The organism is Micromonospora sp. CNZ296 (genome assembly GCF_007827635.1).
Genome location: NZ_VISW01000022.1, coordinates 85703 through 103806 on the forward strand (window position 1 = coordinate 85703; position 18104 = coordinate 103806).

Below are 18104 nucleotides of genomic sequence, written 5' to 3' on the forward strand. Positions count from 1 at the left end.
TTTGCACTCCCAGTGCACTTGTCTCCGGTTTCGCGGCTGCCTAGCGTCAGGCCATGGCTGACTCGTGGACGTTCGCTGTGGCCCGTGACGACCTCGCTCGCACCACACTCGTCGACGGCGCTGTGTCCGACCCCGCCGACGGGGAGGCGCTGCTGCGCGTGGACCGCGTCGGCCTGACCGCCAACAACGTGACGTATGCGGTGCTCGGTGAGGCGATGCGCTACTGGGAGTTCTTCCCGCCGCAGCCCCGAGGACTCGACGACCGGTGGGGCCTCCCGCCGCTGTGGGGCTTCGCCGAGGTGGTCGCGTCCACAGTGTCCGGCGTCGAGCCGGGACACCGGGTCTACGGCTACCTGCCGCCCGCGGGCCACCTGGTGGTACGCCCGGACCGGGTGGACGGGTCCGGGTTCCGCGACGCGAGCGCGCACCGGGCCGGCCTGCCGTCGCCGTACAACTCCTACCGGTCGACCACCGGCGACCCCGCCTACCGGGCGGAGCAGGAGGACCTGCTGATCCTGTTCCGGCCGCTGTTCTTCACCTCGTTCATGCTCGCCGACCAGGTGATCGACGAGGACGCCTACGGCGCGCGGTCGCTGGTGCTGTCGTCCGCGTCGAGCAAGACGGCGTACGCCACCGCGTTCGAACTGCACGGCCGCGGCCCACGCCTGATCGGGCTCACCTCGCGGGGCAACCTCGCCTTCACCAGGTCGCTGGGCTGCTACGACGAGGTCCTCTCCTACGACGAGATCGGCGCGCTCGACGCCGTACCGACCGTCTATCTCGACCTGTCCGGTTCACCCGCCACCCGCGCCGCCCTGCGCGCGCACCTCGGCGACCTGCTGGTCCGGGACATCGCAGTCGGACTCACCCAGCAGACGCCCAACGCGGGTGCCGCCGGGGAGGTCTTCTTCGCGCCGGTGCGCATCCGCAAGCGGAGCCAGGACTGGGGTCGCGACGGGCTCGACGAGCGGTTCGCCGACGCCTGGCAGCGGTTCTCCCGGGTGGTGAGCGGATGGCTCGACGTGCGGGTCGGCGCCGGCCCGGAGGCGCTGCGGGACGCGTGGCTCGACGTCCTCGCGGGCCGCACACCGCCCCGGGTGGGGCACGTCGTCCAGCTCTGAGCCGGTCGCCGATTCCGGCCGTGGCGCGCCCGCCCGGCCGATGCGCGCTAGGCTGACGACGCGGGGTACCGATGACTGATCGCCACCCCCTGCTTCTCCCACGGTTTCCCAGCCGCGACGACTGAGTCGAGCGCTGCCGTGCAGATTCCCTTGGAGCACTTCGTGCCCGACAACACGTTCGCCCTGAACCCCTTCCGTGTGGAGGGGGTCGGAGCCGCCGACGACGAGCGCAGTCCGATCGCGGACGTCAGCGCCGAATCCATGACCCGCCTGCGGAGCCCGTTCGCCGCGGCGCAACCCGCTCGCGAGCCGGCCGGCGCGCCCGACGGGCGCTAGGCCGTCAGCCGGGCGTGACGGCCCCGGCCGCGCGCACCGGTCCCCTTGATGGTGTCGCCAGGCGCGGTCGAGTGGTCAGCGGTTCAGGTAGGCGGCCAGGCCGCCGAGTTCCTCGTTGGCGATGAAGACCGAACGCACGTTGATGATTGCCTCCTCGACGTGGAGCGGGCAGCCCCACGCCGAGTCACCCCACGAGTCAGCGATCTTGATCTCGGCCGGTGCCGTGCAGCCGTCGCCGCCGCCGAGCTGACACCGTTCGGGGCGCGGAGTGGCGGCCTGCGCGGCTGCGGCGGCGCGCAGCCGGGCGGTGAGTTCCGCCGCCGCGGCGGCACGCTGTTCCGCCTCGGCCCGTAGTTCCCGTTCCGCCCGCACCACCCGGGCCAGCTCGTCGTGCGCGGCCCGGGCGCGGGCGTCCGCTTCGGCCTTCGCCTGTTCGATGTGGTGGCGTTCGATGGCCAGGGCGGCGGTGCCGGTGAAGACCCGGGCGAGCGCCAGGTCGGCGTCGCGCGGGACGCGCGGGGTGCGGTGGTACATGGCGAAGGTGCCGAGCAGGCTGCCGTCGCGGGCGAGGATCGGCGTGGACCAGCAGGCGGCGAGCCCGGCCCGCTCGGCCAGGTCGCGGAAGTCGGCCCAGAACGGGTCGGTGGCGATGTCGGTGACGATGACCGGCTCGCGCCGGTGCGCGGCGGTGCCGCACGAGCCGACACCCTCGCCGGTGGCGATCCCGTCGATGGCCTGGTTGTAGAAGTCGGGCAGGCTGGGCGCGGCGCCGTGGCGCAGGTGCAGGCCGTCGGCGTCGGCGAGCAGGACGGAGACGAGCACCTCCTGCGGCGCGAGGTTCTCGATGCAGCGGGCCATCCCGTCGAGCACCTCGGCCAGCGGCGCCTGCCGGGCGATCTGCTCCAGCATCGCGCGGTGTTCGGCCATCAGCCGTTGCGCGTGCTTGACCTGCGTGGTCTCCACCCCGATCACGCGGATCCCGGTCACCGTGCCGTCGGCGTCGCGGCGTGCCTCGTAGGTGAAGTCGAAGAACGCCTCCCGCGCCTGCGATCCGGTGCCGAGCATGATCCGGGCGTCGTGGCCGGTGTAGGACTCGCCCGTGCGGTAGACCTCGTCCAGCAGGGCGATGAAGCCCTGGCCGTCCAGTTCCGGCATCAGCTCGGCGAGCGCGACCCCGGTGCGGGCGCGTTCCTCGCCGATGGCGGTGAAGAACGCCGGGTTCGCCGCCTCCACCACGTGTGTCGGCCCGGCGAGCGCCGCGAAGACGGCGATGGACTTGCCGAACAGCGTCCGCAGATCCTCGTCCGCGGGCCGCCCGGTGACCGACGGATCCGCCGTGGGCAGATGCTGGCCTGGTAGTGCCGTCATGCCTGGTCTTCCTCCCACGCCGGCTTCGTCGACCGTCGCCAGATTACGGGGCAGTGGCCGACGTTCACATCTTGGCATCGACGCCCGCCTCCGTTACCGTCGTGGGAACGCTCCCATGAACTTGGATACGTCTATGTGATCAGGAGGAAACACGACGTGGCTATCCTCTCGTCCCGCCGCAGATCAGCGGCCATCAGCGTGGCCGCCGTCGCGGGCCTCGCCGCGGCCGGCGTCGGTTTCGCCGTCGGTGGCGCATCCGCCGGCACGGTGTCCGGATCGCTCTACCGCGACCCGTCCTCGGCGGTCGTCCGCTGGGTCGCCGCCAACCCCGGCGACTCGCGCGCCGCCGTCATCCGCGACAAGATCGCCAGCCAGCCGCAGGCGCGCTGGTACGCCAACTTCAACCCGTCGACCATCCAGTCCGAGGTTTCCAGCTTCATCGGCGCCGCCAACGCGGCGCAGCAGATCCCGGTGCTGTCGGTGTACGAGATCACCAACCGGGACTGCGGCGGCGCCAGCGCCGGCGGGGCGCCGGACCTCAACCAGTACCAGACCTGGGTGTCCAACTTCGCCCGCGGACTCGGCAACCAGACCGTCCTGATCATCCTGGAGACCGACTCGCTCGCGCTCCAGACCTGCCTGAGCACCGGCGAGCTGAACGCCCGCAACCAGGCGCTCACCACGGCCACCCAGACCATCAAGTCGGCCAACCCCAACGCCAAGGTGTACCTCGACGGCGGCCACTCGACCTGGAACAGCGCCAACGACACTGCCAACCGGCTCCGCGCGGCCGGCGTGCAGTACGCCGACGGCTTCTTCACCAACGTGTCGAACTTCAACCCCACCTCCAGTGAGGCGAACTTCGGCCGGGCCGTCATCTCCGCGCTCAACGGCATGGGCATCTCCGGCAAGCGGCAGGTCATCGACACCAGCCGCAACGGGGGAGCTGCCGGGGACTGGTGCGCCGACGACAACACCGACCGGCGCATCGGGCAGTACCCGACGACGAACACCGGCGACGCCAACATCGACGCGTACCTCTGGGTGAAGCCGCCGGGTGAGGCGGACGGCTGCCGCTACACGGCCGGTTCGTTCCAGCCGGACCTGGCCTTCAGCCTGGCCAACGGCGCGCCCAACCCGCCCACGACCGCGCCGCCGACGACCAACCCGCCGACGACCGCGCCACCGACCACGGCTCCGCCGACGACGGCGCCGCCCACCACGGCGCCGCCGACCACCCCGCCGCCGGCCGGTAACGGCTGCTCCGCGGCGGTCGCGATCAACCAGTGGAACGGCGGCTTCACCGCGAGCGTGAACGTCACCGCGGGCTCCGCGGCCATCAACGGCTGGACCGTGACCGTCGCGTTGCCGGGCGGCGCCGCGATCACCGGCACCTGGAACGCCCAGGCCAGCGGCACCAGCGGCACCGTCCGGTTCACGAACGTGGGCTACAACGGGCAGGTCGGCGCCGGCCAGACCACCAACTTCGGCTTCCAGGGCACCGGCACCGGCCAGGGCGCCACCGCCACCTGCGCCGCCTGATTGGAACCGACCCCGGGCCCGGCGCGGAGGATCGTTCTCCGCGCCGGGCCTCTCACTTCGCCGCTGCTGTCCGCAACGGATTCACGAACCGCCGTGCCCGCCTCAGGTTGCGGGCCAGCTCCTCGCGGTTCTGGTACGCGTGGCGGATCCACGCCGGCTGACCCGGGCCGGTACGCCAGGACTCGCTCAGCGGGCTGTTGTCCACCATGTCGAAGCCGAGCCGGTCGTACAGCCGCGTCACCAGTCCGACCGCTTCCGGGTGGTCGCTGGAGACGGACAGCGCCAACCGGTCCGGCGCACCGGTGCTGGGTCACGTTCTGTACCGAGCGGTATGGTCAAGCCATGGGCACTGAGACTCCGACCCCGGGACGGCCGCGCGCCTTCGACGAGCAGACGGTCCTCGACCGGGCCGCCGAGGTCTTCTGGCAGCAGGGCTACGAGGGCGCGTCGCTCAGCTCACTCACCAAGGCGATGGGCATCAACCGGCCCAGCCTCTACGCCGCGTTCGGCAGCAAGGAGGAGCTGTTCAAGCGGGCCTTCGACCGCTACCACGAGACCAACCTCGCGAACGCGCGCGCCGCCCTCGACCAGCCGACCGCGTACGCGGCGATCGAAGCCTTCCTGCGCGCCGGCGCCGACAACCTGACCGCCGGCGGCCACCCCGCCGGCTGCCTCTCCATCCAGGGCGGCCTGGCCTGCTCCCCGGAGAACGCCCGCATCTCCGAGATCCTCGCCGCCGGCCGGGCGGCCACCGAGGCCGCGCTCGAAGAACGGCTGTCCCGCGCGGCGAAGGAGGGGGATCTCCCGGACGGCCTGGACAGCCGGGCGCTCGCCCGTTTCGTGATGGCGCTCAGCGAGGGCCACGCCGTCCACGCCGCGGCCGGCGCGAGCCGCGAGGACCTTCAGGCCTCCGTCGACGTCGCCATGCGAGCCGTCGCGGCACTCCACCCCAGTGTCGGAGGGTAACCGCCTGGATTCACTCAGCTACTTCTCAGGTGGCGTTGGTAGCTTCCCCGCTCGACGGCTTCCATTATGGACGCCGTTGATCTCGTTGTGGCACAAGGGTTTCACGTGAAAGTTTCACGGTCCTCGTGTCGCGCGTACGGCGGTCGTCGAGGGAGAGGTTCGTGGTGTTCAAGAAGATGCTGGGCGCGTTCGGGGTGGGCGGCCCCAGCGTCGATACGGTCCTGTCCAATCCGAGCACCCGCCCGGGACTGATGCTGGGCGGGCAGGTGAACCTGACCGGCGGAAGTCACGACGTGGAGATCGACCACATCACCGTCGGGCTGGTCACCCGGGTGGAGATCGACGGCGCGGAGGAGGAGTACGACGCCCTCGTCGAGTTCCACCGCGTACAGGTCGCGGGTGGTCTGCACCTGCGCGAGGGTCAGCAGTTGTCGCTGCCGTTCCAGGTGGCGATGCCGTGGGAGACCCCGGTGACCGACCTGTACGGGCAGCATCTGCACGGTATGACCATGGGCCTGCGCACCGAGGTGGCGATCCGCGGCGCGATCGACAAGGGCGACCTGGACCCGGTGTACGTGCACCCGCTGCCGGTGCAGGAACGCATCCTCGAGGCGTTCGGCCGGCTCGGCTTCGGGTTCAAGGGCGCCGACCTGGAACGCGGGCACATCTCCGGGCTGCACCAGAGCCTGCCGTTCTACCAGGAGATCGAGTACTACGCCGCCGCGCAGTACGCCCACGGCGTCAACGAGGTTGAGCTGACCTTCGTCGCGAACGAGCACGGCGTCGACGTGGTGCTGGAGTTCGACAAGCGCGGTGGCCTGTTCACCGGCGGCCACGACTCGTACGGCCGCTACCACGCCGCGCACGCCGACGCCGACCGCGTCGACTGGGCCGCGCAGGTCGACACCTGGGTCCGCCAGGCCCTCGACGGCTACCAGAGCCTGCACACCGGCCACGGCCACGGCTACGCCCCGCCCGCCCAGGGCTACGGCGCGCCCGGCTACGGGCACGCCGCGTACGGCCACCCCGGCGGGCACTACAAGGAGGAGGACCACCAGGAGCGTCACGGTGGTCCCGGCATGGGCGCGGTCGCCGCGGGCGTGGTCGGCGGCGCCGCTCTCGGCTTCGCCGGCGGCATGGTCGCCGACGAGGTCTTCGACTCCTTCGGCGACGACGAGGGCGGCGACGAGGAGGCGTGAACCACGCCTCCTCACGGATGCCTTCCACCATCACCGCCGTCGGCGACCTGGGCCGTAACCCGTACTTCCGGACCGCCAACGCCCTGGCCGCCCTGACCGGCACCAAGTAGCCCACCGTCCGGCGGCCCGGAGACCTCTCCGGGCCGCCGGACGTCGGCTCCGGCCGGTGTGGTGTCACCGCGATCCACACCGAGCTGGTCTCCACCGGCGAGCGCCTGGGTGCCGACGACAGTGAGCAGGGCCAGGCGGTCGGCATCCTCGGTGCCCGGCTCGGCCGTGTAGATCATGATGCGCAGGTCGCTGCCCGCCACGGTGAGCACGTCGCAGTCCAGGGTCAGCGGACCCACGTACGGATGATCGATTGTCTTGCGGGCGGCCTCGTGCCGGCCGACGGCGCCGGACTCCCACAGCTCGGCGAAGCGGTCACTGGTCGCCCGCAGTTCCGCGTCCAGCCCTCCGGAGCCGTTCGTCGGCCGGATACCGGCTGCCCGTCGCGCGCAGGTCCGCGACGAGCGCGTACCCGCCGGCAAGGGCCTCCGGAGGGCTGCGTCGTGGGGGTGAACGCGACCAACGCGGCCGGCCCTGGTACGTCGTCGACCGCGCGGCGGTCTTCATCGGCCGGTAGGTGGCATCGGCGTCGGGTCGTGTCGCCATGGCGCGCGCCCTGCTTGCTCGGCGGGCCGGTCATCCTGATGACCGTCGACCAGGAAACCTAGGTTGGAAAGGCTAGACATCTTCTGCGGTACGGCATACTCTTCTTCAAGTCGAGAGGAAAGATCCGTCAAGACGCAGACGGGCCGTCCGGCCGTGAGGACACGACGGGCGGATAGAAGAGGAACATGCTTCACCGTTTCTCTTGAGAGGCAGTAAGAGCACGTCAGTTCCGGCGTGACACACGCCGGGGTGCAGGTGGGGCCAAGGTTCTTTCAGGGCTCCGGCTGATGTTCGCTGCACGTGTCGGGGCTGTGAAGTCGCGTGGGCTCCGGCGCCGGCGGACCGTACGACAGCAAGGGAAACGTGTACGCAGAGGAAAGGGAGGGCCTTACACCGTTGGATCGCCCGCCGTCGGCCGTCATGTCAGGCCGGGCGGACACCGCAGTTTCCATCGAACGAGAGGTGGTCTCCGGTCACGCATATGCGATCCTCGCACCCGAAGCCGTCAATGACGGCTGGTGCGGATACGACAAGCCGACGTTCCGGTCGGTAGATGGTGTTCTGACCCGTAACCCTGGGCCCCGGCGCTTGTGCGCCGGGGCCCTCGACGTGGAGGTGACATGGGGCAAAACCCCGAAGACATGTTCGGCGATGAGAACTACCCGGCCTACACCATCGGGCAGGCCGCGGAGATGCTCGGCACCACGCAGGACTTCCTGCGTCGCCTGGACGAGACAAAATTGATCAATCCGCAGCGCTCCAGCGGCGGGCACCGCCGCTACTCCCGCTACCAGCTGCGCCTGGCTGCCCGGGCCCGGGAAATGGTCGACGACGGCACCGCCCTGGAGGCCGCGTGCCGGATCATCATTCTGGAAGACCAACTCGAGGAAGCCCTCCGGCAGAACGAGAAGCAGTAGCGGGGGCTGCGGCGACAGGACTGACCAGCCCACCCTTCGTGCGAGGTCGTCGGCGGGCGATGAGCCGGCCGGCCCACCAGGCGAACGCCCGGGTTCCCGCCTCGGACGGTCAGCCCCACTCGTCGCACCTCTTCACATCCGGCCGGCGACCGCAATGCTGTGCGTGACCGGCGGTCCGAGGGGTCGCCGTCTTACGCCTGGCCGGCGTGCCCGGGCGCGCCGGATCGGCTGCGTGTAGCGTCCGATCATGGGCAGCGGCGGAACGGACGACGTGGGTGCCGGGTGGAGCACCGCTCGCGGCGCCGGTGACGTGGCGTTGTTGTCGGAAGAGATCACCGCTGCGCGGGTTACGGCGCTGCGTCACGCGGTCGCCGCGGCAGCCCGTTCGGCGGGTCTGGTCGGCGACGGGCTGGAGGACTTCGTATTGGCGGTGCACGAGTTGGTCACCAACGTGGTGCGCCATGGCGGGGGCAGCGGCGAGGTGCGTCTGTGGCAGCACCACGACCTGCTGACCTGCCAGGTCAGCGACAACGGGCCCGGGCTGGGTGAGATTGCCGTCGCCCTGCCGTCGCCCGGGGAGGTCGGCCACCGGGGACTGTGGCTGGCACAGCAGCTCACCGAAGGATTGATGATCGACAACTCCGGACAGGGAACGACCGCCTCGGTGACAGCGCAGCTGCGCCCCCGATCGACCGTGTACGAGGAAGGGTGACAGTGGCCACGGAGCAGACCTGGCACTGGCATGTCGACGTCGGTGCTGATCGTCGTGTCCTGGCGCTGTCCGGTGAGATCGACATGTCGGGCGCCGATCGGCTCGATGACCTGCTGCACGAGACCGTCGCCCAGGCCGGGACGGTGGAGATCGACCTGGCAGGGTTGACCTTCATCGATTCGACCGTACTCAGCATCCTGGTCGGAGCGCACCACCACGCGGTCGACCGGGGAGTGGATCTCACCCTGCTCAACGCCACCGGGCAGGTCCGCCGGATCCTCGACCTGACCGGCATCATGCAGCTGTTCGGCCGGGTGGCAGATCCGCCACCCACCGCGGTCTGAGTGCGCGAGGCGGGGAATCTCGTCGCGGCGGGCGGCGGAACAGCCGTTGCGACGCTGGGACTGCGGGGCGGTCAGGCCCTGCCTGCCGTGGGCTCACGGAAGCGGACCATGAGTACGGTGGCGTCGTCCTGCAGCCGGTCATCCTGGTAGGCGAGGATCGCGTGAACGAGACGCCGCGCGGTCTCTGGTAGCGGCAGCCCGTCGGCCAGTGCCCGGACGGTGAAGTCGACCAGCCGCTCGGTGCCGAACCGTTCCCCGTCGGCCGAGCGGGCCTCGATGATGCCGTCGGTGTAGAAGAGCACGTCGTCGCCGGGTTCGAGGGCTTCCTCGACCACCATCGGAGGACGCCGGTCGCCCAGGGCCACCGGCAGGGCGGTGGGCGTGGGCAGGACGGCGGCGACCCTGCCGCGACGGAGCACCAGCCCGCCCGGGTGTCCGGCGGAGATGACCCGCAGCCGGCCGGTGCGCTGGTCGAGTTCGGCCAGCACGCCGGTGATCAGTCCGCGCCGGTCGTGGTCACGCGCCGCGGTGTCGATGTGATGGTAGGTCTCGACCAGGTCGAACCCGGCCCGACGGGCATTGCGGTACGCGGCCAGGGCCAGGCTGGCGAGCATCACGGCGCGCATCCCGCCACCGGAGCCGTGCCCGACGGCGTCGAACAGGGCGAGGTGGGCGATGTCGCCGTTGACCGCATAGTCGAAGGCGTCGCCACCCACGTCGTAGCAGGGCTCCAGGATCCCACTGATGATCACGCCGCCGGTGGAGAAGGTGAGCGGCGGAAGTTGGGCGCGCAGCATCTCGGCGGGCAGGCGCATCGGCTCGCGGCGGCGGACCGACTCGATCGTGTCGCTGTGCTGCGATCGGGTGATCACCAGCTCGGCGAGCAGGGAGGCCACCGCCTCGAACGCGGCCACCGCGGAGTCAGGCACGGCAGCCGCGGCAACCACCTCCGCGACGCCCACGCGCTCCAGACCGTTGAGCAGCGGCAACCACAACCGCGCACCGTCGTCCACCGGGCCGCCGAACGGGCGCAACATGCTGAACGCCCGGCCGGCCAGGGTTCCCTCGATGGCCAGCGAGACTCGACGCGGTGCGTCCGGACCGGGCAGCGCAAGCAGCTGACGCTGCTCGTGGTCGACCACATAGAGGATCATGTCGTCGGCGCCGAGCTGCCGGGCGGCCCGCCGTGCCATCCCCGGCAGGTCCTCGGGCCGGGCGTGGTGCGACTGCCGCAGCAGACCTCGCAGTGCGTCCCGCTCGCTCATGCCCACCGACCTTCGCCCCCGCCCACACGGGGCTGCCCGAGCGATCAGAGTACGCGGGCGCTCCACCCATCACGCTCTGGTGCGCGACGGTGGCCTCGCCCGATAGGGCAGTGGCGGCGGGTGTGGAACGTGGCAAGCCTGTCAGCAGGTCGGCGCGGTCGGTGCCGGTTGCGGTGGCCTGGATCCGGGCGCGCCTCCGCAGGGGAGCAAGCCCAGTGGCCAGGTCCACTCACCGCCATCGGATCGACGACGGATCATGTGCTACGGTAGCGGAGTTGCAGTTTTGATTTCCGTAGACGTTTTCCGGCGCCTGATGGGGCATCTGAAACCCATCCAGGCGCTTTTCGTTTTTCGTGTCGTTTCGACGCGGGTGATCAACGCGGCGGCGTAAGGGTCCGCACAGTGCGGTCTCTAACAGCCTGCGAAGGAGCAGACATGACTACAGGTACCGTGAAGTGGTTCAACGCCGACAAGGGCTTCGGCTTCATCAGCCCGGACGACGGCGGCGCCGACGTCTTCGCCCACTTCTCCGCGATCTCGGCGAGCGGCTTCCGCAGCCTCGACGAGAATCAGAAGGTGGAGTTCGACATCACCCAGGGCCAGAAGGGCCCGCAGGCGGAGAACATCCGCCCGCTCTGATCCACATTCTCTGAACGGCGGCCCGACTGGTTCAGCGGGCCGCCGTTCGGCGTTTCATGCGTTCATCACGCCATCGCGAAAATCATCTGATCGGCAGAAGGCCGGCCATCTCGGTCCGGAGCCGGCATTGCCCCCGTTCTCTTGCAGCAAGGACGACGCTTGACGGTCAGCCCAAGACACACCGTCCCGGTTGATGGGCAATCGGCAGCGGCGGCGCCTCAGGCGGTTGGGCCGCCGTGGTGGTCGAGTTCGTCGCGTAGCGCGCGAGCGAAGCCTTCGGCCATGGCGAGTTGGTCGCGCAGTGCGATGACCCGCGTCGTAGCGGCGGTGTGGAACATGTCGAGCCGGTCGAGCAGAACGGCGCGGTCGACGCCGGTGGCGGTGTCGAGGGCGTCGAGGACGGCGAGGAGGTCGCGCATCTCGTCGAGTGTGAACCCGAGCGGTTTCATGCGTTTGACGACGGCGAGGCGGTCGAGGTCGGGTTCTGTGTAGAGGCGGAAGCCGCCGTCACTGCGGGCGGAGGGGACGATCAGGCCGGCTTCCTCGTAGTGGCGGATGGTGCGGATGCTGAGCCCGACCCGTTCGGCGGCTTCGCCGATCTGCATGAGGCGACCGGTGGCCGGGCCGGAGGCGCGCTGCTCCGGCCCGGTGTCGCGGCTGGTGGGGGCCATCAGTGGCCGACACCGAGTCGGCCGGCGAGGGTGTCGTGGATGCGGGCGCTGGGCTGGTTCAGCTCGATGATCTCGACGGTCTTGCCGCGTGCGGCGTACTTGGTGGTGATGGCGTCGAGGGCGGCGACGGAGGAGGCGTCCCAGACGTGGGCGTGGGTCATGTCGATGACCACGGTGTCGGGGTCGTTCGTGTAGTCGAACTGGCCGACGAGGTCGTTGCTGGAGGCGAAGAACAGCTCACCGTGCACCGAGTAGATGCGGGTGCCGCCGTCGGGGTCGAGGACGCTGGTGACCTCGACCAGGTGGGCGACCCGGCGGGCGAAGATCACCATGGCGGTGAGCACGCCGACCACCACACCGATGGCCAGGTTGTGGGTGGCCAGGGTGGTGACCACGGTGGCGAGCATGACGATCGTCTCCCCGTACGGCATCCGCTTGAGGGTGGCCGGGGCGACGGAGTGCCAGTCGAACGTCGACACCGCCACGATGATCATCACGGCGACCAGGGCGGCCATCGGAATGACCGCGACCACGTCGCCGAGCGCGACGACCAGGATCAGCAGGAAGACGCCGGCCAGGAACGTCGACAGCCGGGTGCGGGCGCCGGACGCCTTCACGTTGATCATCGTCTGGCCGATCATGGCGCAGCCGCCCATGCCGCCGAAGAAGCCGGTGACGATGTTGGCGACCCCCTGGCCCCAGGACTCGCGAGTCTTGCTGGACGGGGTGTCGGTGATGTCATCGACGAGCTTGGCGGTCATCAGCGACTCCATCAGCCCGACCAACGCGATCCCCAGGGCGTAGGGGGCGATCAGGGTGAGGGTGTCCATGGTCCAGGGGATCTGCGGCAGGCCGAGGGTGGGCAGGCTGTCCGGCAGGGCACCTTCGTCACCGACGGTCGGCACCGCCACGCTGGCGACGACGGTGACCAGGGTCAGCACCACGATCGCGACCAGTGGCGCCGGAACCGCGCGGGTGAGGCGGGGCAGTCCAACCATGATCGCGAGGGCGACGGCGACCAGCGGGTAGACCAGCCACGGCACCCCGAGCAGGTGCGGAACCTGCGCGGCGAAGATCAGGATCGCGAGGGCGTTGACGAAACCGACCATCACGCTGCGCGGGATGAACCGCATCAACTTCGCCACCCCGAGCACCGCCAGCAGGACCTGGATCGCCCCGCCGAGAATCACCGCCGCGATCAGATAGTCCAGTCCGTGCTCCTTGGCCAGCGGCGCCACCACCAGCGCGATCGCGCCGGTCGCGGCGGAGATCATCGCTGGCCGCCCACCGCAGATCGCGATCGTGACGGCCATCGTGAACGAGGCGAACAGCCCCACCCGCGGGTCGACCCCCGCCAGGATCGAGAAGGAGATCGCCTCTGGGATCAACGCCAGGGCGACGACCAGACCGGCGAGGACCTCGGTGCGGAACACCTTCGGCGACAGCCAGGACGGACGGGACAGACGCGGTCGGGAGCCCGCGGACAGCACAGAAGACATAAAGCCATTTCCACTCGGGCGCCTGACGGACGCGCACAGCTCCCGCCCCGAACCACGGGACGCAGCTACTCACAGATCAGCAACAGTCGGTCTGGACGGTCTGCGGGCCTCATCGCCCGGACTCGTCAGGACCGCCACAGGAGTCACCCGGCCACACCCGGGTTCACCGGTACCGAACCTACCCTTACGTAAGAGAAGAGTCGGCCGGACGTGTTGATCATCACGACGTCGCAGCCGCCAGGCCCTTGATCCAGTTTCTCGCACATCCTGTCCGGGGTGCCGGCCGGCGACGGCGGCGGGCTCGGGCTTGCCGTGCCCGCGGGGCCGGGAGCGGGGATGGCTGACGTGTGTTCACCGGGATCGTGGCTGAGCTTCGAGGCGGACCTCGTCGGGCAGCGGGTCGCAACCCTGTTCCGGCTGCAGGAACTACTCACCGATCAGCCCCGGTGTTGGAGCGGGCTGTGGAGCTCAACCGGAAGGGACCGATGATGGTCCTGGCGTGCTGACAGGCGCCGGTGGCGATCCGGCACGCCGACGTCGACCGGATCACCGCCTTGCTCCGACGCGGCCACCTCAAGAACGCCGTCCAAGTCGCCGAGGCGATGGTGGCAGCCGCGCGGCAGCAGACCGTAAACCTGCCCGGGCAACGCGCCGCCGCCGCCGTGGTCGTCGGGCAGATGGCTACCGAGATCCTCGCCCTGGAGCAGCGCATCGCCGCTGTCGACGACCTCATCGCCGAGCAACTCGACCAGCACCCGCTGGCGCCGATCATCGAGAGACTCCACCCTCCCCTCCAAGATCAACCGGAGTCGTATGGAGACTCCTAAGACGACGCTCTATCTGTTCCCGGAGGCTGAATACCTGCGGGTTCCTATTTTGTTTTCGTGTTAGTGGGTCGCACGCGCGCGTTACTGTGCTCGCTTGCCGAAGATCAGCAGAACGGGCGTAAGTCCTGCTCAGGCCGTGCTTCGGTCGGTTCGACGCGCCCTTGTCAGATCCGGCGAAGTTGCCGCGCCGCATCAGTCTCCGGTGCTGCGACAGCGTGGGCCAGCAGCGTGGCGAGTTTGGCTGCGCGTGCCGGGTGGTGATGACCGACCCAGGGAACTCCGCCGACGAGGTATTGAGCGAAGTCGGGGTGGTCGGTCCGGTTCTGCGCGGCGAGGCCGGTGCGGGTGGCGTTGTGGAGGATGACGCGGAGCAGGTCGTACTCGTCGCGGGGTGCGGCGGGGTGGTGGTTGACGACGAGTCGGGCGAGGAGTTGCCGGTCGGCTCGGCCGCGGCCCTTGGCCACAGTGGACTTGACACCGTCCACCGAGGGTTCGAGCTGCCCGCCGAGCCGCAGCGGCGTCGGGGAGCGCAGCACGGCCATTGCCTCGCCGAGGTCACGATCGGGTGTGACGTGATGTTTGATGACGGCCCGTGGTAAGTGCTGGGCCTGTCTTTCGGGTGCGCCACCAGATGATTGCGGTGATGACGACGACCGCAAAGGCGGGGACGAGCTGGTACGGCGTGCCGACTCCGGCTGAGCGGTCCTGCAGTGCACTACCGAGGTCCACCCGCAGGGACGTGGCCAGGATGAAGGAGAACGTGTTGAGGACGGCGTGCAGCGTAACCGCGATCTCCAGCCCGCCGGTGCGCCAGGTGATGATGGCCAGTCCGGTCCAGAGCACGAAGTACCAGACGATGATGTACGGATCCGTCGCTCCGTGTGCGGCCGTGAACAGCACGCTCGAAACCAGCACCCCGGCGACCAGTCCCGCCCGTCGGCTGCGGGTCCAGCTTCCGATCACGCGGAAGATCAACCCACGTATGCCGTATTCCTCGCCCGCCGACTGGAGCGGGGTGAGGAGCATCGTGGCGATGAAGATGGCGACGAGGTCGGTCTGCGACCATGGGGCCTCGTCGACGGGCGCGAGAGATCCGAGGGCGACGACCACCAGCCAGGCGGGACCGAAGACGAGCAGCGATCTGCCGAGCAGGTCGAAGCGGAACCGTGACGTCACGGAGTGCAGGGACGCACCGGGTACGCCGTAGAGCCACCGCTGGATGAGCATGCTCCACGGAATGAGCAGGCCGAGGGAGAGCATCGTGCTGGCGTGGTAAAGCGGCGTGTAGTCGGTGCCGCCCAGGATCGGCGGGGTGTTGCCCTGCTGCACGTCGATGGCCGCAGCCGCCCTGCCGAGGACCGTCGGGAAGATGACGAACCCGGCCAGCAGGAGGATGATCGCAAGAATGCCGCGGCCGATCCGGCGTTCGTCGCCAGCGAGTACCCGGTGGTATTCGACCCCGGCGGGAGCTGACGGCCCGTTGCGGGGCTCGCCCGGAGTGAGTAGTGAGTTCGGCTTGGTTGCCGCGGTCATGCTGTCCTCCTGTGGATGGGGTTACTTCCCTGCGTGATCGAGCACGCTGTAACGCAGGCGGAGTGCCCGCTCGGCGCTCCCCAGTGCGGCCCCGACGGCGAGGGCGAAGTTGAGCCAGATCGGTAGGCGGACGGGCGATTCGAACGTTCCGACGTTCTCCGCGATCGGGGGGATCTGCGAAACCGGTCCGGCGAGTTGCAGCAGGTTCAGGCCCACGCCGATGACGAGCATCAGCACCGAGAGGAGGCTGATCGAGCGGCTCAGCGTCGGGTGCTCGCGTTCGACGCGGGCACGGCGTCCTTCGGCGGACCTCGGATCGGGAAAGAGGGGGTACTCGGCGCCCGCAGTGATGACGTAGTGGCAGCGTTTGAGCCCGAATGCGCTGTTCGCCACCTCGATGGTGCCGCCCTCCACGGGGAAGGCCGCCGGGAGCTTGGACTCGGCGTGGTGTCTGCCGTCGAGATACAGGTGCGCTCTCGCCTTGCCGCCCTCCGGGTTGGTCCGGCGTGGGATGTCGACGGCGTACACCGTCTGCCGGCCGTTCCCGTTGGGCAGCGCGAGGTAGAACAGTGTGCGGAAGGGTAGCTGCCACCAGCGGAGGCGTTTCAACGCCCGGCCGTCTCCGCTCTTGATGCGCTTGGCCGCCCGCTGTTGCCGCCAGTCCTCGATCACGTTTCCTCACTCACCGTCGATCGCCCGGGTCCCACTAACACGCCGTACTAGTGGCAACGCTAGCACGGCGTGCTAGTACGATGTGCCAGGAGGTGGCAGGTGACACGGGACGACGGGAGCACCAGCTCACGGGAACGGATCCTCGCGGCTGCGGCGGCGATGCTCGCCGAGGACCTGGCTGCGCGGTTGAGCGTGCGTGCGGTCGCGGCACGGGCCGGGGTGAGCACAGGCTCGCTCAGGTTCCACTTTCCGACCCAGCGGGCGCTGCAGGACGCGGTGCTCGCCAGGATCTATGACCACGTCTTCCCTGATGACCCGATCCACGACCGATCACTGTCCGCCCGGGATCGACTGGTCAACTGTCTCCGGCAGGTGCTCTCCCCCACCGGTGTCGGGGAGCAGGCACGTGAGGCGTGGAGCAGGGCGTACCAGATGTTCATCGCACCCGAACCGACCGAGGAGGTGCGCGCGGCCTATCTCGCCCTGGAGCGGGAAGGGTGGCGCCGTGTCGAGTACTGGCTGACGGTTCTCGCTGATGAAGGCGCGCTCCCCAGGGAGGACCACGCACGCCGAGTGAGATTCCTGCTCACCGTGCTCCAAGGGCTCTCCATCGAACGAGCCCTGCCCGCCGAGGACTCGATCCTGAAGTCCGAAACCGAAACCCTCTACACGGCCGTGGACTGCGTCCTCAACGCCCCGAACACATGAGGCATCCCGTGCCGATCCTCCGCATCCCGACAGCGCCCCCGGCAACGCCCCCGAACTGGTCAGCTACGACGGCCACGGGACAGAGATCGACAGGCGCCCGCTGTTCCAGGCCGAAGACCAACTCGAGCACTGCTACACGGGCCCCGACGGGAAGCGGATCTACGGCAAACCGACCAGCGACTGCCGTCCTGCCGAGAGAAGTGGGGGCGATAGCCACGATCGGAGGCTGACCGCCGACCCGGGACGCGGGTCGTCACTCGCGGACCAGCCCCGGTGGCAGCGCGTCCTCGCCGAGTTGGACCTGGCGGGCGTTGGCCACGGGGTCGCGCTCCAGGGTGTGGATCAGTGGTGCGGGGCCGCCGACGCAGGTCCAGGTGTCGTCCCAGCGCGCGGAGACCAGCCATGACCGGTCGGCGGAGAAGACCAGGTCGGGTAGCGCGCCGTGCGGGTGGCGAATGTGACCGCCGGTGCGCCAGGCGAGGGCCTGTTCGGGGCCGGCCTGGACCAGCACATAGGGCCAGTTCCAGTAGAGCGACACCCTCGGGGCGTCCCGACGACGCGTCGACGTCCTCTGGGCACTCATCCGCGACCGCAAGACCTTCACCCGACCGGCACCGGCAATCCGCGCCGCGGCCTGAACCAGCACGCTCCTCGCCGACGCGACCCCGGTCCTGCCGGCCGCCCCGCCCTGCCCGTCAAGATCAACCGGCGTCACATGGAGATTCCGGGTGTGCTCCTGGGCTGCGACAACAGCGGTCCGGGGATCATGGGTGAACGCGGGCCACTCCCTGCCAGCCCAGGTGAACCCCAGGTCGCTAGACTAGGCGCTCGCGCCCTCGTAGCTCAGGGGATAGAGCATCGGTTTCCTAAGACGACGGTCTGCCGGTGTCCACAGGCCGACGACCTGCTTTCTCCTGCTGTCCCTCGTGGCGTGCCGGTCGCTTCGCGGGCTCGCTGCGATCGCTTGCCGAAGACCAGCTGGACGTTCTGGGCCCTGCGTGTGCAGGCTTACGCTGCCGGGAGTCGGGACCGAGTCTGTCAACGGCGGATTAGAACTGACCCCTCCTGGACGGTTTGGGATTGACCCCCCGTCAGGTCAGCTTGGTCTATTTGTCCCGGTTCTTGGCGAGG

General features: G+C 69.6%; 20 protein-coding genes and 1 pseudogene. 10 read left to right on the plus strand and 11 right to left on the minus strand.

From position 1 onward, the window contains the following. The first annotated feature begins 53 nt into the window (after positions 1-53). Positions 54-1121, plus strand: coding sequence for a DUF2855 family protein (locus FB455_RS28690; protein WP_145755381.1), 1068 nt, complete (start codon positions 54-56; stop codon positions 1119-1121). Positions 1122-1271: 150 nt separating this feature from the next. Beyond that, complete coding sequence (locus FB455_RS28695; RefSeq protein ID WP_222947460.1) at positions 1272-1457, plus strand: hypothetical protein; 186 nt, start codon at positions 1272-1274, stop codon at positions 1455-1457. Positions 1458-1532: 75 nt separating this feature from the next. On the opposite strand, the gene FB455_RS28700 is transcribed toward FB455_RS28695, so the two are convergent. Continuing rightward, positions 1533-2825 carry a GAF domain-containing protein gene (locus FB455_RS28700; RefSeq protein WP_047891460.1) on the minus strand — a complete coding sequence of 431 codons (1293 nt, stop codon included), beginning with the start codon at positions 2823-2825 and terminating at the stop codon, positions 1533-1535. Positions 2826-2981: 156 nt separating this feature from the next. Here FB455_RS28700 and FB455_RS28705 point away from each other — a divergent pair, with 156 nt between their 5' ends. Next, complete coding sequence (locus FB455_RS28705; protein WP_013283826.1) at positions 2982-4367, plus strand: glycoside hydrolase family 6 protein; 1386 nt, start codon at positions 2982-2984, stop codon at positions 4365-4367. A 52-nt stretch (positions 4368-4419) separates the two neighbouring features. On the opposite strand, the gene FB455_RS28710 is transcribed toward FB455_RS28705, so the two are convergent. After that, a complete protein-coding gene (locus tag FB455_RS28710) occupies positions 4420-4608 on the minus strand; it encodes an NAD(P)-binding domain-containing protein (protein WP_222433954.1) in 189 nt (62 codons plus the stop codon). 101 nt (positions 4609-4709) lie between these two features. Here FB455_RS28710 and FB455_RS28715 point away from each other — a divergent pair, with 101 nt between their 5' ends. Together FB455_RS28715 and FB455_RS28720 are read left to right on the plus strand one after the other, a co-directional pair. Next, positions 4710-5333 (plus strand): TetR/AcrR family transcriptional regulator, encoded by a 624-nt coding sequence (locus FB455_RS28715; RefSeq protein WP_145755382.1) that lies wholly within the window; start codon positions 4710-4712, stop codon positions 5331-5333. A gap of 161 nt (positions 5334-5494) precedes the next feature. After that, positions 5495-6532, plus strand: coding sequence for a sporulation protein (locus tag FB455_RS28720; protein WP_145755383.1), 1038 nt, complete (start codon positions 5495-5497; stop codon positions 6530-6532). Between the two features lie 245 nt (positions 6533-6777). On the opposite strand, the pseudogene FB455_RS34930 reads toward FB455_RS28720, so the two are convergent. After that, a pseudogene (locus tag FB455_RS34930) lies at positions 6778-7062 on the minus strand (MmyB family transcriptional regulator); the annotation flags it as partial. Positions 7063-7806: 744 nt separating this feature from the next. Here FB455_RS34930 and FB455_RS28730 point away from each other — a divergent pair. The 3 genes from FB455_RS28730 (at position 7807) to FB455_RS28740 (ending at position 9159) form a co-directional block, all read left to right on the plus strand. Then, the gene (locus FB455_RS28730; RefSeq protein ID WP_013283829.1) at positions 7807-8103 is read left to right on the plus strand and encodes a helix-turn-helix domain-containing protein; all 297 of its coding nucleotides are present in this window, start codon (positions 7807-7809) and stop codon (positions 8101-8103) included. Positions 8104-8350: 247 nt separating this feature from the next. Then, positions 8351-8815 carry an ATP-binding protein gene (locus FB455_RS28735; RefSeq protein ID WP_013283830.1) on the plus strand — a complete coding sequence of 155 codons (465 nt, stop codon included), beginning with the start codon at positions 8351-8353 and terminating at the stop codon, positions 8813-8815. Continuing rightward, the gene (locus FB455_RS28740) at positions 8812-9159 is read left to right on the plus strand and encodes an STAS domain-containing protein (RefSeq protein WP_235437409.1); all 348 of its coding nucleotides are present in this window, start codon (positions 8812-8814) and stop codon (positions 9157-9159) included. The genes FB455_RS28735 and FB455_RS28740 overlap by 4 nt, the downstream gene beginning before the upstream one ends. Before the next feature lie 71 nt (positions 9160-9230). Here FB455_RS28740 and FB455_RS28745 read toward each other — a convergent pair whose 3' ends face one another. Next, the gene (locus FB455_RS28745; protein ID WP_145755384.1) at positions 9231-10424 is read right to left on the minus strand and encodes a PP2C family protein-serine/threonine phosphatase; all 1194 of its coding nucleotides are present in this window, start codon (positions 10422-10424) and stop codon (positions 9231-9233) included. 435 nt (positions 10425-10859) lie between these two features. Between FB455_RS28745 and cspE the strand changes: the two genes are divergently transcribed. Further along, positions 10860-11063, plus strand: a complete 204-nt coding sequence (gene cspE, locus FB455_RS28750; protein ID WP_013283833.1) for a transcription antiterminator/RNA stability regulator CspE — start codon at positions 10860-10862, stop codon at positions 11061-11063. Between the two features lie 218 nt (positions 11064-11281). Here the strand turns inward: cspE and FB455_RS28755 are convergent, their stop codons facing one another. The 6 genes from FB455_RS28755 to FB455_RS28780 all read right to left on the minus strand — a co-directional run bounded on the left by FB455_RS28755 (position 11282) and on the right by FB455_RS28780 (position 16265). Then, on the minus strand, positions 11282-11734 hold the full coding sequence (locus FB455_RS28755; protein ID WP_145755385.1) for a MerR family transcriptional regulator: 453 nt from the start codon (positions 11732-11734) through the stop codon (positions 11282-11284). Next, entirely contained in the window at positions 11734-13233 is a 1500-nt protein-coding gene (locus tag FB455_RS28760; RefSeq protein WP_071096941.1) for a SulP family inorganic anion transporter, read from the minus strand. Before FB455_RS28760 ends, FB455_RS28755 begins: the two co-directional genes overlap by 1 nt. 437 nt (positions 13234-13670) lie before the next feature. Beyond that, positions 13671-14018, minus strand: coding sequence for a hypothetical protein (locus FB455_RS34410; protein WP_186466454.1), 348 nt, complete (start codon positions 14016-14018; stop codon positions 13671-13673). Between the two features lie 206 nt (positions 14019-14224). Then, positions 14225-14596, minus strand: coding sequence for a hypothetical protein (locus FB455_RS28770; RefSeq protein WP_145755386.1), 372 nt, complete (start codon positions 14594-14596; stop codon positions 14225-14227). 19 nt (positions 14597-14615) lie between these two features. Beyond that, positions 14616-15593, minus strand: coding sequence for a CPBP family intramembrane glutamic endopeptidase (locus FB455_RS28775; RefSeq protein ID WP_145755387.1), 978 nt, complete (start codon positions 15591-15593; stop codon positions 14616-14618). 21 nt (positions 15594-15614) lie between these two features. Continuing rightward, complete coding sequence (locus tag FB455_RS28780) at positions 15615-16265, minus strand: hypothetical protein (RefSeq protein ID WP_145755388.1); 651 nt, start codon at positions 16263-16265, stop codon at positions 15615-15617. A 99-nt stretch (positions 16266-16364) separates the two neighbouring features. On the opposite strand from FB455_RS28780, the gene FB455_RS28785 reads away from it, so the two are divergent. Continuing rightward, positions 16365-16973, plus strand: a complete 609-nt coding sequence (locus FB455_RS28785; protein WP_013283841.1) for a TetR/AcrR family transcriptional regulator — start codon at positions 16365-16367, stop codon at positions 16971-16973. 253 nt (positions 16974-17226) lie between these two features. On the opposite strand, the gene FB455_RS28790 is transcribed toward FB455_RS28785, so the two are convergent. Continuing rightward, a complete protein-coding gene (locus FB455_RS28790; RefSeq protein ID WP_013283842.1) occupies positions 17227-17511 on the minus strand; it encodes a hypothetical protein in 285 nt (94 codons plus the stop codon). Positions 17512-18104: the final 593 nt, after the last annotated feature.

Coding starts and splice junctions, on each gene's coding strand:
- FB455_RS28690 (WP_145755381.1), top strand. CDS start 54: ATGGCTGACTCGTGGACGTTCGCTGTGGCCCGTGACGACCTCGCTCGC.
- FB455_RS28700 (WP_047891460.1), bottom strand. CDS start 2,825: ATGACGGCACTACCAGGCCAGCATCTGCCCACGGCGGATCCGTCGGTC.
- FB455_RS28715 (WP_145755382.1), top strand. CDS start 4,710: ATGGGCACTGAGACTCCGACCCCGGGACGGCCGCGCGCCTTCGACGAG.
- FB455_RS28730 (WP_013283829.1), top strand. CDS start 7,807: ATGGGGCAAAACCCCGAAGACATGTTCGGCGATGAGAACTACCCGGCC.
- FB455_RS28735 (WP_013283830.1), top strand. CDS start 8,351: ATGGGCAGCGGCGGAACGGACGACGTGGGTGCCGGGTGGAGCACCGCT.
- FB455_RS28745 (WP_145755384.1), bottom strand. CDS start 10,424: ATGAGCGAGCGGGACGCACTGCGAGGTCTGCTGCGGCAGTCGCACCAC.
- cspE (WP_013283833.1), top strand. CDS start 10,860: ATGACTACAGGTACCGTGAAGTGGTTCAACGCCGACAAGGGCTTCGGC.
- FB455_RS28755 (WP_145755385.1), bottom strand. CDS start 11,734: ATGGCCCCCACCAGCCGCGACACCGGGCCGGAGCAGCGCGCCTCCGGC.
- FB455_RS28760 (WP_071096941.1), bottom strand. CDS start 13,233: ATGTCTTCTGTGCTGTCCGCGGGCTCCCGACCGCGTCTGTCCCGTCCG.
- FB455_RS28775 (WP_145755387.1), bottom strand. CDS start 15,593: ATGACCGCGGCAACCAAGCCGAACTCACTACTCACTCCGGGCGAGCCC.